The sequence below is a fragment of the Pseudoalteromonas sp. SG43-3 genome, from assembly GCF_014164385.1.
In the GTDB taxonomy this organism is placed as follows: Bacteria; Pseudomonadota; Gammaproteobacteria; order Enterobacterales; family Alteromonadaceae; genus Pseudoalteromonas; species Pseudoalteromonas distincta.
Map to the genome: position 1 here is coordinate 44,193 of NZ_JACJFC010000013.1, position 15,918 is coordinate 60,110.

The window sequence follows — 15,918 nt, forward strand, 5'->3', positions numbered from 1 at the left end:
CTGGTTCTAAGAGCTTATTTTAAGTGTTATCACACCACTAATAATCATTAATACTCCCGCAATACGACCAAATGTAGCTGCATCGTTATAAAAAAATATTCCCACTAAAAACGTACCGGCGGCCCCAATACCTGTCCATACGGCGTATGAGGTACCCATTGATATTTGCCTTTGTGCAAGCCACAACATAAAACCACTAGCGACTAAAAATACCACCGCTATTGCTATGCCTTGCCAGCGTGTATCAGCGTTTTGCGAAATTTTTAAGCCAATCGGCCAGCCAATTTCAAGTAACCCAGCAATAATTAAGTACACCCACGCCATTAAACGTCTCTCTTTTTAACAATCACTTCGTATAAATCTTCGCGGCGATCTTTTAAATTACGCACTGTGCCTTCGCTGTGAAGTATTTTAAGCTTATCCATATCAAGGTCACTAAATAGCAGCATTTCGGTGTTTGGTGTGGCTTCGTTAAGTGTTGCATCGTGCGGGAACGAAAAGTCCGATGGCGTTAATACCGCCGATTGTGAGTACTGCACATCAAGACTTTCTACCTCTGGTAAATTACCCACCGAACCTGCAATTACCACATAACATTCGTTTTCTATTGCACGCGCTTGTGCACAGTGGCGCACACGTAAATAACTGTTTTTAGTATCAGTCCAAAATGGCACAAACAGAATATCTAACCCTTGTTTGGCCAATATGCGTGAAAGCTCAGGAAACTCTACATCGTAACAAATTTGAATACCTACACGACCGGCATCGGTATCAAACACGGCAATTTTATCGCCGCCTTGAATAACCCAATCGTTTTGCTCATGCGGGGTTATGTGTATTTTACGTTGCTCGTCTATTTTACCGCTACGATGGCACAGGTAACTTACGTTATAAATTTTATCATCTTCGGCAAGTGGCATAGAGCCGGTAATAATATTGGCGTTGTATTCTATTGCCATACGCGACATGGCGTTTTTAAATGTCTCGGTGTATTCCGCTAAATAGCGAATCGCTTCTGTTTGATTACTTTGATTTCCTAGCCCCATTAGTGGCGCATTAAAAAACTCAGGGAATAGTATAAAGTCACTTTTGTAGTCAGATACGGTATCTACAAAGTATTCAACCTGCTTTAGCATTTCTTCAACCGATTCAACACAACGCATTTGCCATTGCACAGCACCTACTCGCACGATTGATTTAGTTGACTCAAGTACCGTGTCGGTTGGCTCATACATAATGTTATTCCACTCAAGTAAAGTGGCGTAACCAACAGACTCTTGATCCTCCGGTAAATACTTTTTAAGTAATCGTTTTACCTGAAAATCGTTAGATAACTGAAAACTTAAAATAGGATCGTATAATTCTTTTTGATCTACTTTTGCAATGTATTCCATTGGCGTCATTTCACTGCTGTGATTGTAATAACGCGGAATACGCCCACCAGCTAAAATAGCGCGTAAGTTATATTGGCGGCACAATTCTTTACGGGCGTCATAAAGGCGACGACCTAAACGCATGCCTCTGTGACTTTCGCTAATAGCAACATCTAAGCCGTATAGCGCATCGCCGTCGGTATCGCTAAATACACGGTCGTGACCGTCTGCAATATCTTCGTATGTATGCGGGTTTGAAAAACGCGTGTAATCAACCTGCACGCTTAATGCTAAGCCCACCAGCACGCCGTCATCCACAATACCTATTTGCCCTTCAGGAAACTGGTCTATTAATCTAAAAATGGTATGACTTGGCCACGCACCGCCTAAGTCGGGATACGCTTGATCCATCAAGGTTTTAATTTGCGGATATTGCTCTCTGGTTAAGTTACAAATTTCAAGATGGGTTTTTTCTGCCGACATACACAACTCCTTTGGGCATAAGAAAATAAAAGCCGAATGTACGTTAAAGTACACTCAGCTTTGTATCATGTTTTTTACGTTACGCGTACTACTTTAAGCTACGATAAAAAAGTGTGGTTACTTTCTCTTTTGGTAACCAGCCTGCGTATTCAAGATTCAGCTCAGCCAATGGATCGGCTTTAAGTACTTGCTCTAAGCTTGCATTATTTTGCATTGCTTTTAGCATTACGTCTTTCGCGTTTTGAACTAGCTTACCATACGCTATCAGTCCTGAACGGTCACTTACCTTGCCGTGACCTGGTATTACTTTAGTGTTGCCGTCAATTTGATTAACTACATCGTTTACTGCCGCTAAAATACCATCAACGCTGCCGCCGCTATCTACATCAACAAACGGTAAGCTGCCAAAATTAAAGTAAATGTCGCCCATGTGCACTATGTTGTCGTTACTAAAAAAGATAACGGAGTCGCCATCGGTGTGTGCATGTTCGTAATGCACTACATGGGCGTGTTCGTTATTAAAATGTAGTTTTAAGTCGTGACCAAAACTAATGCGCGGTAAAAAGTCTGACCCCTCCCCGTGCTGCTCTTCTAAACGTTTGTGTACATTGTCGTGCGCTATAACATGCGCACCCGCTTTAGCAAAGTTCTCGTTGCCACCGGTATGATCGCCATGATGGTGAGTATTAATGACAAACTCTGCACTGCCTGGTTTTAAATCGCTAATGGTTTTTTTAATATCATCTGAGAGCTTGGCAAACTGATCATCAATAATATAAATGCCATCATCACCTACACTTGCTGCAATATTACCGCCTTGCCCAAATAGTACGTATACATGCTCACTTAGCTTTTGTGCTGTTACTGGGCCATCATCTGCTTGCGCTGTAGTGCTTAGTAATAAACCTGTTATTAATGCGGGTAGTATTTTTTTCATTTTAGTTCTCTGTTGTTTTATTGGTAATTATATAGAACGTGTTTAGCTATACTTTAGTTCATCGTGTCGGCTTTATTACTATTTGATGTATTAATTCTTGAGGCAATAAAGGTGTATGCTTACCTTCAACGTAATCACTAAACCCCGCTCTGTAAAATTCAGAAAGAGGGTGCCCCGATTGCCCACCCGGAATAGCCATAATTGCATGTTCTAAATGCCCAGGTTGAGCAATAAAACGCTGCGATGCGCCAAAACTACGCCCTTGTACGGCGGGCATATAACTATCACCAAAACCCGCTGCTGTGGGCATATTTAATAACTTAGCAAGTAACGGCATTTGCTTTGCAAACGGATGCTCTATCACTAACTCATTTACCTTGCCCCACTGCCAGTTTTGTACATTATTACCAAACTGTTCTGTAAGCTTAGTAATAGTCTGGCTAAATGCTCCTTGTAGCTGCTCATCCCAGCTTTTAAATTGTGGGTTTATCCATGCGTCGGGCTTGTTGTTTATAAGCTGCCAAACAGCGGGCTCTAAATCTCGTTTTACGTATTTAAGTGTGCCTTGTTGTTTATTTAATTCATCTTCCATATTGCTAAATAAAATATTAATCACTTCATCGCGGTAGCGCTTAACTAAGGTATACCCTGTGGAGGTTGAACACGCACATTGCTGCCAGTTTTCAAGCGCTGTTATATATTGCTGATTTTTAGTTTGATCGGCTTTTAATTGCTTTAATAGCAGAGCATGCCAAGGCATTAAAAAGCGAGCTTGATTATCAAGTTGTAATGCGTAAAAGTCGCTCTCAGCAAATGTTTGTTTTTCAAATAATCTATCGCGAATTTGACTCGAACGTGCGCCGAGTGCATAACCACCATTACCAAAACGCGCGTCATCCTCAGCCGATACCACGCGAGAATTACCAGTCCATAATCGACCGCTTTGCGGGTTTTTAATAAAAGGGCGTTGTAATTCATTTTGCTGCCAAAGCGCTGAGTAGTCATCGGCATTTACGCCAAGCTCACTTGGCGTTTTACGAGCCGGTATACCGCCCATGTTTTTCCACGCTGCGCTACCAAGGCTGTCTACCACCATAAGGTTTTGTACCGGAATGCCCACATCGCTTGCTACAGCAAGTGCATCATCTACCGTTTTGGCTTGCTCTAATTTTAATAACTGCATATTAACGGCATAAGACTGATGGGCTGCCCAGCTCAACGCATAAGGTTTTTCGTTAATATATTTTACAGGTCCGTATTCACTGAGTATTAATGAATAGTTTTCAACCTCCCCATCGGGTAATGCAATAGGTTCATCTACTTGCCATGTTTTACTATCATCGTTTAATGCAATCCAATCGGCTGTATCTAAATAACCGTTAGTAAATCCCCATGCAACATTGTTGTTAGTGCCAACAACAATGGCAGGTGCGCCGGGCAGCGATACACCGGTTACCTGAGTCTGCTCACCACTGTGCATGTAATTTAATTGTGCCCTGTACCAAATTACAGGTACTGCCATCGATAAATGCATATCATCCGACACCATACCACCCCCTGTTTTAGTAAGCGCCCCTGTAACAGCCCAGTTATTACTGCCGCGCTCTTGGTTGGCTTCAATACTTTTAACTATATGCTTTGTTTGAGTTGGAAAGGTAGGTATGCCGTCGCTATAAGACGCTAATTTACTGCCATCAAGCGCGGCTTGGTACTTACTCGGTTGCGTTAAAAAATCAACCATTTGCTTTGTGTACGCTTGCTCAATTTGAATAAGTGCTTGGTCGCGCTCAAATGTGGCGCTTTGTAAATCAAGGTACATGCTAAATATCACAAGTAGGCTGTCTTCACTTAGCCATGGCTTTTGCGCTGCACCGGTTAGTAAATATTCAAAGCTTGAATACCCTACTTGCGCTAAGCCTTCGTTTACACCTTGAGCGTAACTTTTAAGTAATTGCTTATCGGTCTCAGGCAGGGTTTGTAAAATAATTTGGCTGCGTTTACGTAATTGATGAAAACGCATTTTTTTATCGAGCCCCAACGCTGCTTGGCCAAATAATTCACTTAACTCACCTGCGGCATTACGCCTTAGTAAATCCATTTGAAAAAATCGGTCTTGCCCATGCGCATAACCTAAACCGTAGGCGGCGTCGTTTCGGCTATTGGCGTTTATTACTGCTTGCCCTAATGCATCTCGCGAAATTTTTACAGGCTCTGCTACCGCGTTACTGCGTCCGTTTCCATCAAGGGCGGGTAAACTTAAACTAAGTACCCCATAAACAACAGCGGTACTTGCCAGCCCTAATATTACAATTAATAACAACAAGCGTTTGATTACTTTAAACATCACCGTTTCCTTTGCACGTTTTGACCAAGCGTTAAGCACATATAATAACCACAGTTTTATTAAATAATAATGTTCTTGCTCACAAAGGGTGAAATAAACATCAAAATCCACGATAATGTCAGCTCCACACATCGTGCAGAACTAGTTGAGATCAAAATGACTGAAAAAACATTTATCAAAGGTAAAGACCGCGACCTAGAATCGTCAATCTCTACCATGCAAAACAAGCTTAAAGCCCTAAACATTAATGTTGAAGAAGCGCTTTGGCTTAACCCTGTAGCTAACTGTTATTCGGTTCATATAAAAGACAGCGACTGCGGTGTTATGTTTACCAATGGTAAAGGCGCAACCGACAAAGCATCTATTGCTTCAGCACTCGGTGAATACTTTGAACGTTTAAGCTGTAACTACTTTTTTGCAGACTTTTATCTAGGTGAAGAATTTGCTAATGGCGAGTTTACTCATTACCCAAGCGAAAAATGGTTTAAAGTTGAAGGCGATGAAGTGCCAGAGGGCATTATGGATGAAAGCTTATGGGATTACTTTGACCCAGAGCGCGAACTAAACGCATCACACCTTTTTGATTTTAACTCAGGCAATATCGACCGTGGTATTTGTACCCTGCCATACACACGCCAACGCGATAACCAAGACGTATACATTCCGGTAAACGTTATCGGTAATATTTTTGTATCTAACGGTATGAGCGCAGGTAACACCAAGTTTGAAGCTCGCGTACAAGGTTTATCAGAAGTATTTGAACGTGCTATTAAAAACCGCATCATCGCCGAAGGTATTTGTTTACCAATCGTGCCTGAAGATGTTGTTAAGCAATACCCTAAAATTCACGAAGCGTGTGAAGAACTTCGCAGCCATGGCTTTCATTTACGTATTGCCGATGCATCACTTGGGGGTAAATACCCTGTAATGAGCGTAACGCTTATTAACCCAACAGATGGATCTGTATTTGCTTCTTTTGGTGCTCACCCATCATTTGAAGTTGCGCTTGAACGTACCGTGACTGAGTTACTACAAGGTCGTCGTCTTGATCAGCTAGATGTATTCCAACCTGCAACATTTGATAACGATGAAGTAGCAACACCAGAGAACATTGAACTGCACTTTATTGATTCAAGCGGTTTGATTTCGCACGATTTTTTCCGTGCAAAACCTGATTTTGAATTTGTACACTGGGACTTTAGCGGAACAACTGAAGAAGAATATAACTTCTGTACTGACCTAATTCATAGCATGGATCATGATATCTACATCATGGATTACACGCACCTAAACGTATACGCGTGTCGTATTTTAGTACCAGGCATGTCTGACATTTACCCTGTTGATGAGCTTATTTGGCGTAACAACAACGAAGGCGCAAAATTTCGCGAAACATTCCTATCGCTTGATCTGTACGATGCAGAGCAATGGATGGAAATTTACGACAGCCTTGAAGAAGCAGGCCACAGCGATATTATCCGCGCCGCAGAATTTATTGGCCTTGCAACCGATGCCGACACACCATGGCACACTCTGCGTATAGGTGAGCTTAAAGCGCACCTATGTTTAGCTGCAGGCAGCGAAGAAGCCATTGATTGGGTTGACTGGATACTTCATACAGGCCAAGTAAACGAAGAGGCAATGCGCCACTTCCGCTGTTTAAAAGCAGTTCTTGAAATTAAATACGATGACGAGCGCGAATACGCAGATTACCAAGATGCACTAGGCTTAATGTTTGGTGCTAATAATGTAGCGCTGGCTATAGAAATTGCCGAAGGTAAAAAGCAGTTTAACGGTTTAACTTTCCCTGGTTTATCGCTTGAAGGCTTTAAAAAGCATGCGGCGCTACTTGATGGTTACCGCAAGCTACATGTAGCAAAGCAAAATCACTGGGCGCGTGAAGTTAGCGACTCGTAACTCGCTAAACTACTAATTATAAAAAATAAACGGCGCATTTGTTAATGCGCCGTTTTCATTTGTGTAATAAATTAGCTATAGTTAATTTGCCTAAATTAACGCCACGATGTAGCAAATGCCACCATCTACTAACAATAAAAAAACGAACGTTCATAACTTTAAGTTGACCTTTTGGTTATCGCTTACGCTAACTGTACTAGTTGGTATCGTACTTGATCGTATTAACTACAATCGTGTTAAAGATGCCCATCGCCTACAAATTCTTTCTGAAGTAAGTACATATCGAGCTCAATTAGAATCTATTTTAGTTTCTAATATCCAACTAGTTCGAGGCTTAGGTGTTGCCGTAGCAGCGCAGCCTGATTTACAGCAAACACAGTTTGAACAAATTGCCCAACCACTATTTAAAACCTCAAATGAGCTTCGCAATATTGGTGGCGCTCCCGATATGGTAATTCGTATGACTTACCCCTTAAAAGGTAATGAAAAAGCACTCGGTTTAAACTTTTTAGAAGAAAAAAACCAACGCGCTGATGCTATTAGAGCTCGCGATACAAATACCATTGTAATGGCTGGCCCATTAAAATTAATCCAAGGTGACATAGCACTTATAGCCCGCGTTCCTGTTTACATACCGCCAGAAAATCGCTTTTGGGGATTACTTTCAGTTGTTCTCAACATTGACAAAGTCTATGAAAATTCAGGTATTTATGAGCTAGAAAAAGAATACAACGTCGCTTTACAAGGCAGGCATGGACTTGGCAGCAAAGGGGAGTTTTTTTACGGTAATCAAAACATAATAGAGCAAGACCCCCTTGAGTTTACGTTAAGCTTTCAAGGTGGCAATTGGCAACTTTACGTAGCACCTAAAATAGGTTGGAGCCCACCAAATTCAGCTGTGTGGCCACTTAGGTTATCAATTATTATTATTTGCGGATTATTAATTTGGGCCTTTTTATTCTTTTTGAAAATGCTTAATCGTCAGCAACAAAACGAAAAAATGCTTGAAGCAATGAGTGATCTAGCCCAAATAGGCGCATGGTCATTTAACTTAGAAACGAAACAAGTATATTGGTCTGATATGACCAAAAAACTATTTAAATACCCATTAAATAACCAACCAGAATGGCCTACAGATTTAAATTACTTTAAACAAGGCACTAGCAGAGAAACAATTAAACCTTTAATTGAACGAGCCATAAAATATGGTGAAAGCTACGAAGTTGAATTAGAAGTAATGGATGAAGAAGGTGAATCTGTTTGGGTACTTGTACATGGTGAAGCAGAACGAAAAAATGGACGATGCACACGTATCTTTGGCTCATTACAGAATATTGATACCCGTAAAAAAATTGAATTAGAAAATAATAAAACCGCATTACACAACGAAATTTTAGCCTCCCTGACCGTTAATAAATTAATATTAAATGGGCAACTTAGCCAATCAAAAGACATTATTACTAAAGCAATCTGCCAAGCATTTGATATTAAACGTGCCAGTATTTGGTTTTTTAATGAAGACAAATCCCAACTAAGCCCTTTTGCCATACATAGCAAACATTCGTCTAGTGATAAAATTGACTCTATTTGGCTAAGAAAAAATCTTCCCGGCTTTTTTAATGCAATAGATCACCAGCCTGTATTTAATGTGCCTGACGCCCAAGAACACCCAATACTCGAGCCAATTAAAGAACAGTATTTAATGACTCTCGAGATTAAATCAATGCTGTGCGTAATAATCCCTGCAGGAAGTGGCGCTATAGGAGTCGTCTGCGCAGAGCAATGCCAATCAAAACGCTACTGGTCTAAAAACGAAGAAAGCTTTTTAATTGCCGTTGCAGCGTTAATAGGCAGCTTGCACTCAAGCCAACAGCGAATTGAAACCGAACAAAAACTAGTTTCTGCCAAAGAAACCGCCGAACAAGCTGTTGAAGCTAAAAGTGAATTTTTAGCGAGTATGAGCCACGAAATTCGCACCCCAATGAACGGTGTTTTAGGTATGCTTAACATAATTAAGCAAACTCAATTGGACCTACAGCAAAAACATCATATAGAACTTGCTCAATCATCAGCTCAATCTTTGCTTAATATAATTAATGACATATTAGACTTTTCTAAAATTGAAGCCGGTAAGCTCGATATTGAAAACGTGCAATTTAATTTACCTCGGTTATTAGGCGAAGTGGTGGAATCCTTTGCTTTAAAGGTAGAACAAAACAATACAAAACTTATTCTAGATGCTACTCAAATAACTGTTAGCGAGATAATTAGTGACCCTAACCGCTTGCGCCAAATTTTAAATAACTTAATTGGCAACGCGGTTAAATTTACTATTGATGGCGAAGTAGTCATTACTGCCAGAATAGATGAAACAACGGATGGCTCGTTCCTTCAATGTTCGATTATTGATACTGGTATTGGTATTGACCCTAAAAAACAAGCGTCGTTATTTGACTCATTCACACAAGCCGATGCTTCAACAACACGCCAATTTGGGGGCACAGGGCTTGGCCTTGCCATAGTAAAACAATTGTGCGAACTGATGAACGGTGAAGTGAGTGTAAACAGTATGCAAGGTGAAGGAAGTACATTTTCTTTCACAGTACAAATACAACCGCGCTTAAGTAAAGAACAAGATTTACCGAGTCATTTAATTAAAAACAAACATATTTTAATTATTGATGAGTGCTCGTTAAATGCTAACACCGCTAATAAGCAGCTCACTGTTTGGGGTGCAAAAGTTAATTGTATACATAACTATCTTGAGGTTGATGATTACTTAAGTAATGTAACCACCCACCCTGGTGCTATTTTAGTTGATTACTACTTTTTTGAAAAAGCCCCACAAACGCATATCACCGCGCTCAAAAACTTTATAAATATGCATAGTTGCAAGTTAGTTATTATGGCGCCAATGAGTTATTCGTCTGAGGAGTCTAAAGTAGGTATGGAAGTCGACTGTATGATTTTCAAACCTCTCACACCGTCTGATTTGTTTGACTCACTTACAAACGATAAATACATTGAACAACAGCAGCAACAAGCACAGCTTCAAAACAAGCTAACTAAAGCGCCAGTACTCGATTCATCAGAACCACAACTATTGCTTGTTGAAGACAATAAAATAAACCAAGTGGTTGCCTCTGCGCTATTAAAGCAGGCGGGTGTTACTTTTGATATTGCCGAAAATGGCCTTGAGGCAATTGTAAAGCTCAATGCAAAACAAGGTAAACCATATAAGCTAGTTTTAATGGATTGCCAAATGCCCGAAATGGATGGCTACCAAGCCACTAAAGCCATTAGAGAAGGTGATGCAGGTAAAGATAATGAAAATATTACTATTATTGCGCTAACAGCCAATGCCATGCAGGGCGATAAAGAAAAATGTCTAGCCGCAGGCATGAACGACTATTTAAGTAAGCCTCTCGATTTAGCTGCATTACAACCAAAGCTTCAACAATGGCTTGGCATTCAATAAAGGTGTAAGCTAATAAAATACGCTTACTAATTTGAGATTATTTATGCAGTTATCAACAAATCAACAACGTATTCTTGGTTGCCTATTAGAAAAACAAAGCACGACGCCAGAGCATTATCCGCTATCGTTAAACGCTCTCGTGAACGCATGTAACCAAAAGTCTAACCGCGATCCTGTGTTAAGTCTTACAGATGAAGACGTGCAAAACGCACTTGATGAACTAATAGAAATGCGTTTGGTTACAATAGATGAAGGTCTTTCGGGTCGCGTAAATAAATACGATCACCGCTTTTGCAACACTGAATTTAGTAATCTGCAATTTTCTGCTCAGCAGCGTGCCATTGTTTGTTTATTACTTTTGCGTGGTGCTCAAACCCCTGGTGAATTAAGAACCCGCAGTGCTAGGCTTGCTGATTTTAATAACGTAAATGAAGTAGAGGCAGCGCTCAATAAACTGATTGAAAGCGAGTACGTCACAAAGCTAGAGCGTGAAGCTGGAAAACGTGACAGCCGATATATTCATTTATTTGGCGAACAACAAAATAATCCCGCCGATGCCTTTGTTGCTCTACCAAGCGAAGTAATTAAAGACAAAGAATTAAGCGATTTACTTGAAGAAGTAGAAAAATTAAAAGCAGAGCTTCGCCAAATAAAAGCTCATTTAAAACTTTAATTAACTAAAACTAAATCACATAATAAGTTTATTGCGTATCACATATTAAATTTTATAAGGAGCTGGCAATGCGCGCCGAAATTATGGCTGAAATGAAGGTTCAGCCAACGATTGATGTAAATGCTGAGATAACTCGCCGAGTTAATTTTATTAAAACACGTTTGGTAGCAGCTCATTCACGCTCGTTAGTACTGGGTATTAGCGGTGGTGTTGACTCATCAACCTGCGGCCGCTTATGTCAACTTGCTGTAAACGAGCTAAATAAAGAACACGATACTGACAAGTATCAGTTTATTGCAGTGCGCCTACCTTATGGTGTACAAGCTGACGAAGATGAAGCACAAATGGCGGTTGATTTTATTCAGCCAAGTAAACGTATGACCGTAAACGTACAACCTGCGGCTGATGCATTGCATGAGCAAGCGATAGCTGCCGTAGTTGGCTGTGGTGAAGCACTGCCTGAGCAAGCTCAAATAGATTTTATTAAAGGTAATGTTAAAGCGCGTCAACGTATGGTTGCTCAGTACGAAATTGCAGGTTTTTGCCAAGGCTTAGTAGTGGGTACCGATCATAGTGCTGAAAACATTACTGGTTTTTATACTAAATTTGGTGACGGCGCGTGCGATTTAGCCCCTCTGTTTGGTTTATCAAAACGCCAAGTTCGTGCACTTGCTACTGCACTAGGTGCGCCAGCTTTATTGGTAGATAAAGCACCTACAGCTGATTTAGAAAGTGACCGCCCAGGTTTAACAGACGAAGAAGCACTTGGTTTGAGCTATGAGCAAATTGATGACTTTTTAGAAGGTAAACCTGTGTCTAATGATGTTGAACAAAAGCTTGTAAGCATTTACACGCGTACACAACATAAGCGTCAACCAATTCCGACAATTTACGATTAAGGTTTAGTAGCTAAAATAAAGCAATTAATGCCTTTGAGGATTAATTGCTTTTTTGATCGACAGATTAAGAAGCTGCGTACATTTTAATAAATTAACGCTTTGAATTTTATAATACCAATTGCATTAAATTAGTGAGCTATTATAGCCCTATGAAATAGCGATAGAACGATGATATTTTTAATTATATTGGTATAACTACCCGCCAAAGAGAACACTGCCTTATATGACATCGCCCATTTTAATTACCGGCGCAGGCCAACGTATTGGTTTAGCACTCGCTCAGCATTATATAGCCCAAGGGCAGAGTATTATTATCACGTATCGTACTCGTCACGCCGCTGTTGATAAATTAGAGCAACAAGGCGCTGTATGTATTTATGCCGATTTTAGTACCGATGAAGGTATTAGTACATTTATAAATACGCTTAAAGAGCATACAACATCGCTGCGCGCTATTGTTCATAACGCATCAAGCTGGGACTGCGAAGCTAACAACCCTGACTTTGCAGCACTGTTTGATAATATGATGCGAGTACATGCCAAAACACCGTATTTAATTAATTTAATGTGCGCAGAGCTGCTTTTAAACTATCAGCAAAATGAAAAAGTACCTGCCGATATAATACATCTTACTGATTATGTAGTTGAAACAGGCAGCCCTAAACACTTAGCTTATGCAGCAAGTAAAGCAGCACTCGACAACCTAACCAAATCGTTTAGCGCTAAATATGCGCCAAATATAAAAGTGAACTCGGTTGCTCCATCGCTCATTATTTTTAATGAACATGACGATGAACAATATCGAGCTAAGACCCTTAAAAAATCATTAATGGGCATTGAACCCGGATGCCAAGAAATTATCAATAGCATTGATTTACTATTACAAAGCCACTACATCACAGGGCGCTCTTTGCCTATTGATGGCGGTCGTCATTTAAAGTAAATATAAATAAACTGAGATATTTATGCACAATGAATTAAAAGAAAGTTATGAAAAAATCATCACCGCTGTAGGCGAAGATGCTAACCGCGAAGGCTTACTTGATACGCCAAAACGTGCTGCAAAAGCAATGGAATATTTAACGCAAGGGTATCGTCAAACGCTTGATGAAATAACTAATAAAGCAGTATTTACATCTGACGCTGACGACATGGTGTTAGTACAAGACATAGAGCTCTACTCTATGTGTGAGCATCATTTACTGCCTTTTATTGGCCGTTGCCATATTGCTTATATACCAAACGGTAAAGTATTAGGCTTATCTAAATTTGCACGTATTGTTGATATGTTTTCACGCCGTTTTCAAATTCAAGAACAGTTAACGCATCAAATCGCTAAAGCAGTTGAAGAAGTTACTGGCGCTAAGGGCGTAGGCGTTATTGTTGAGGCAAAACACATGTGTATGATGATGCGTGGTGTAGAAAAGCAAAATTCAAGCATGCGTACATCAGTAATGTTAGGTAACTTTAGAAGCGATCCTAAAACACGTAACGAATTTTTGCAGCTTATAAAAGGTTAACCCTATGGCTAATGCAATTATTAACGTTACTAATTTACGCCTGCGTACGTTTATTGGCTTTAACCCCGATGAGCGTGAAAAAAAGCAAGATGTAGTGATCAATCTAGAGATTCACTACCCTGCTGATGATGCGTGTAAAACGGATGAAGTTGACCAAGCACTTAATTATAAAGTGATCACCAAAGAAGTTATTAGCTTAGTAGAGCAAGGGCACTTTTTACTGCTAGAAAAATTAGTTGCTGAAATTCTTGCCGTTTGTCACGCACACCCAAGCGTTCATTACGCTAAAGCACGTGTTGATAAACCACATGCACTGCGTTTTGCCGACTCAGTGTCGTTAACGCTTGATTGGGCTAAATAAGCACTTAAAAACTTATTTAAAAAAGCTTTTCGAATCCTACGGCAAGGGCGATAACCGCTAAATAGCGAGCGCCTTTGCCTAGTGTTACTAACAATAAAAAGGTACTAAGTCGTACTTTAAATATGCCTCCAATCACCGTTAATGGGTCCCCCACAACCGGTAACCAAGCAAATAACAAACTATACACTCCATATTTATTAAATTGCTTTTGTGCGCTATCAAGCCCTTTTTGCGATACAGGAAACCATTTTTTATCTTTAAAACGCAGTACCTGCGTGCCTAACCAGTAATTAACACAGCTCCCTAACACATTTCCAAGTGTTGCTACGCACCACATAAGCCATAAATTAACTTTATCTTGAGTAATCATTCCCACCATTATCACCTCAGAAGAGCTAGGCAGTAATGTCGCAGATATAAATGCGCTAATAAATAACGTGAGATAAAGCATAATGCCCTTATGGCTAAACGTAAAAACCCAGCCTATAGCTGGGTTTATAATACCAATTTTATTAAAAACATGATCATTCTAGCGTATTAAATAACTCACTAACTACGTTAAAAATTATTTATATAGAACAACTATGTATCATAATTTTAGCCTTGTTATTGAGCTATTTTCTTATCGCTATAATAGGTCACTAATTTAATGCAATTGGTATAAAAATAAACTGTGTGTTTATTTTATCAAATTTAAACTAAACGGGTAATTAAACTCTTTACCTTCATTAGCTTTAATACTTGCCATTACAACCATTACAAACCCAAAAATTGCCACTATAGGTAGTAATATTAAGCCGACTGCTACAAACATCAGCACAAAACAAACTACATATGCAATTGCCATCGTTATTTGAAAGTTAAGCGCCTTTTTACCATGCACATCAACAATTGGCATTTCATCTCTTTTAATTAACCACACAATTAATGGCCCAATTATTGAGCCAAACGGCACAACAAACCCAGCAAGCGCACTTAAATGGCATAACATAGCCCACGTACGGTCATCTTTATTAACTGGTTCAACCTGCTGATTTTCTTCCATAACACTCTCCTTTTTGTTTTATGTATGTTGCCTCTTAACTAAACAAATGTCTACAAATCAACCAACGTATTTATGTTTAAAAATCACAGCGTGAAATCTTGTGATAAAAAAGTGATAAGTTTGTGAGAGTTTCTGGAGACGATTATTCAATACTCAACTCGAATCATCACTTACAGGAAATAATAATGAAAACTTCTACATTAACAATCGCAATTCTTTTAGCGGCAGCTAGCCAATCGACTATGGCCGCAGAATTAGACCTAAAAGTAACTAACTTAACCAAAGGTATTCACTTTACTCCACTGTTAATTACAGCACACAACAGCGAAGACACACTGTTTGAAGTAGCAACGCAAGCATCTACAGCACTACAAACAATGGCTGAAGGCGGCAATATTGAAGAGTTAGTTGCACAAGCAACTGCTGCGGGTAGTGATATGGCTGCAAACCCAGCTGAAGGTTTACTTGCACCAGCCGCATCTACAACGGCAACACTGAGCACGACTGACGGTAATGAGTACCTATCTTTAACTGCAATGATGCTACCAACTAATGATGGCTTTGTAGGCTTAAACAGCTGGAAAATCCCAACAGAAGCGGGTACTTACACAATTAATTTAAATGCTTACGATGCAGGCACAGAACAAAACAATGAGCTTGTAGTTGAAGGCTCTGGCGCACCAGGTACTCCGGGTATTCCTGCTGCTCCAGGTGGCGACGCTGGCACTGGCGGTACAGGTGTATTAAGTGGTGATACAAACACTAACATTCATATTCACCCGGGTAGCTTAGGTGATGACGATTTAGAAGCGGGTAATAGCGATTTAAGTAATACAGTACACAGATGGTTAAACCCAGTAGCACAATTAACCGTTACAGTTAAGTAGG

General features: G+C 40.0%; 14 protein-coding genes. 8 read left to right on the forward strand and 6 right to left on the reverse strand.

All coding sequences use genetic code 11. From position 1 onward, the window contains the following. Positions 1-6: 6 nt before the first annotated feature. The 4 genes from H5157_RS13100 to H5157_RS13115 all read right to left on the reverse strand — a co-directional run bounded on the left by H5157_RS13100 (position 7) and on the right by H5157_RS13115 (position 5,137). Positions 7-324 carry a multidrug efflux SMR transporter gene (locus H5157_RS13100; RefSeq protein ID WP_182716702.1) on the reverse strand — a complete coding sequence of 106 codons (318 nt, stop codon included), beginning with the start codon at positions 322-324 and terminating at the stop codon, positions 7-9. Then, entirely contained in the window at positions 324-1,856 is a 1,533-nt protein-coding gene (locus H5157_RS13105; protein WP_024595458.1) for a bifunctional GNAT family N-acetyltransferase/carbon-nitrogen hydrolase family protein, read from the reverse strand. Before H5157_RS13105 ends, H5157_RS13100 begins: the two co-directional genes overlap by 1 nt. An 88-nt stretch (positions 1,857-1,944) precedes the next feature. Continuing rightward, entirely contained in the window at positions 1,945-2,793 is an 849-nt protein-coding gene (locus H5157_RS13110) for an MBL fold metallo-hydrolase (RefSeq protein WP_182696180.1), read from the reverse strand. A 58-nt stretch (positions 2,794-2,851) separates the two neighbouring features. After that, entirely contained in the window at positions 2,852-5,137 is a 2,286-nt protein-coding gene (locus H5157_RS13115) for a penicillin acylase family protein (RefSeq protein WP_182724830.1), read from the reverse strand. Positions 5,138-5,293: 156 nt separating this feature from the next. Between H5157_RS13115 and ycaO the strand changes: the two genes are divergently transcribed. The 7 genes from ycaO (at position 5,294) to folX (ending at position 13,985) form a co-directional block, all read left to right on the forward strand. Then, a complete protein-coding gene (gene ycaO / locus H5157_RS13120) occupies positions 5,294-7,054 on the forward strand; it encodes a 30S ribosomal protein S12 methylthiotransferase accessory factor YcaO (RefSeq protein WP_182724831.1) in 1,761 nt (586 codons plus the stop codon). A gap of 115 nt (positions 7,055-7,169) precedes the next feature. Beyond that, entirely contained in the window at positions 7,170-10,532 is a 3,363-nt protein-coding gene (locus H5157_RS13125) for an ATP-binding protein (RefSeq protein ID WP_182724832.1), read from the forward strand. Positions 10,533-10,575: 43 nt separating this feature from the next. Further along, on the forward strand, positions 10,576-11,205 hold the full coding sequence (locus H5157_RS13130) for a YceH family protein (RefSeq protein ID WP_002962344.1): 630 nt from the start codon (positions 10,576-10,578) through the stop codon (positions 11,203-11,205). A 68-nt stretch (positions 11,206-11,273) separates the two neighbouring features. Then, positions 11,274-12,104, forward strand: coding sequence for an ammonia-dependent NAD(+) synthetase (nadE, locus tag H5157_RS13135; RefSeq protein WP_024589633.1), 831 nt, complete (start codon positions 11,274-11,276; stop codon positions 12,102-12,104). Positions 12,105-12,327: 223 nt separating this feature from the next. Beyond that, positions 12,328-13,047 (forward strand): dihydromonapterin reductase, encoded by a 720-nt coding sequence (gene folM / locus H5157_RS13140; protein ID WP_024595773.1) that lies wholly within the window; start codon positions 12,328-12,330, stop codon positions 13,045-13,047. Positions 13,048-13,069: 22 nt separating this feature from the next. Next, positions 13,070-13,624, forward strand: a complete 555-nt coding sequence (folE, locus tag H5157_RS13145; protein WP_002962341.1) for a GTP cyclohydrolase I FolE — start codon at positions 13,070-13,072, stop codon at positions 13,622-13,624. Between the two features lie 4 nt (positions 13,625-13,628). Beyond that, positions 13,629-13,985, forward strand: coding sequence for a dihydroneopterin triphosphate 2'-epimerase (folX, locus tag H5157_RS13150; protein ID WP_002962340.1), 357 nt, complete (start codon positions 13,629-13,631; stop codon positions 13,983-13,985). Between the two features lie 16 nt (positions 13,986-14,001). Here the strand turns inward: folX and H5157_RS13155 are convergent, their stop codons facing one another. Continuing rightward, complete coding sequence (locus tag H5157_RS13155) at positions 14,002-14,436, reverse strand: YqaA family protein (RefSeq protein ID WP_024595772.1); 435 nt, start codon at positions 14,434-14,436, stop codon at positions 14,002-14,004. Positions 14,437-14,664: 228 nt separating this feature from the next. After that, on the reverse strand, positions 14,665-15,030 hold the full coding sequence (locus tag H5157_RS13160) for a DUF4870 domain-containing protein (RefSeq protein ID WP_024595771.1): 366 nt from the start codon (positions 15,028-15,030) through the stop codon (positions 14,665-14,667). 185 nt (positions 15,031-15,215) lie between these two features. Between H5157_RS13160 and H5157_RS13165 the strand changes: the two genes are divergently transcribed. Further along, a complete protein-coding gene (locus H5157_RS13165; protein WP_154903805.1) occupies positions 15,216-15,917 on the forward strand; it encodes a spondin domain-containing protein in 702 nt (233 codons plus the stop codon). The last annotated feature ends 1 nt before the right edge of the window (position 15,918 follow it).

What these genes read in the sequence shown, in the direction of transcription:
- H5157_RS13100 (WP_182716702.1), bottom strand. Translation starts at nt 324, where the DNA reads ATGGCGTGGGTGTACTTAATTATTGCTGGGTTACTTGAAATTGGCTGG.
- H5157_RS13105 (WP_024595458.1), bottom strand. Translation starts at nt 1,856, where the DNA reads ATGTCGGCAGAAAAAACCCATCTTGAAATTTGTAACTTAACCAGAGAG.
- H5157_RS13110 (WP_182696180.1), bottom strand. Translation starts at nt 2,793, where the DNA reads ATGAAAAAAATACTACCCGCATTAATAACAGGTTTATTACTAAGCACT.
- H5157_RS13115 (WP_182724830.1), bottom strand. Translation starts at nt 5,137, where the DNA reads ATGTTTAAAGTAATCAAACGCTTGTTGTTATTAATTGTAATATTAGGG.
- ycaO (WP_182724831.1), top strand. Translation starts at nt 5,294, where the DNA reads ATGACTGAAAAAACATTTATCAAAGGTAAAGACCGCGACCTAGAATCG.
- H5157_RS13125 (WP_182724832.1), top strand. Translation starts at nt 7,170, where the DNA reads ATGCCACCATCTACTAACAATAAAAAAACGAACGTTCATAACTTTAAG.
- H5157_RS13130 (WP_002962344.1), top strand. Translation starts at nt 10,576, where the DNA reads ATGCAGTTATCAACAAATCAACAACGTATTCTTGGTTGCCTATTAGAA.
- nadE (WP_024589633.1), top strand. Translation starts at nt 11,274, where the DNA reads ATGCGCGCCGAAATTATGGCTGAAATGAAGGTTCAGCCAACGATTGAT.
- folM (WP_024595773.1), top strand. Translation starts at nt 12,328, where the DNA reads ATGACATCGCCCATTTTAATTACCGGCGCAGGCCAACGTATTGGTTTA.
- folE (WP_002962341.1), top strand. Translation starts at nt 13,070, where the DNA reads ATGCACAATGAATTAAAAGAAAGTTATGAAAAAATCATCACCGCTGTA.
- folX (WP_002962340.1), top strand. Translation starts at nt 13,629, where the DNA reads ATGGCTAATGCAATTATTAACGTTACTAATTTACGCCTGCGTACGTTT.
- H5157_RS13155 (WP_024595772.1), bottom strand. Translation starts at nt 14,436, where the DNA reads ATGCTTTATCTCACGTTATTTATTAGCGCATTTATATCTGCGACATTA.
- H5157_RS13160 (WP_024595771.1), bottom strand. Translation starts at nt 15,030, where the DNA reads ATGGAAGAAAATCAGCAGGTTGAACCAGTTAATAAAGATGACCGTACG.
- H5157_RS13165 (WP_154903805.1), top strand. Translation starts at nt 15,216, where the DNA reads ATGAAAACTTCTACATTAACAATCGCAATTCTTTTAGCGGCAGCTAGC.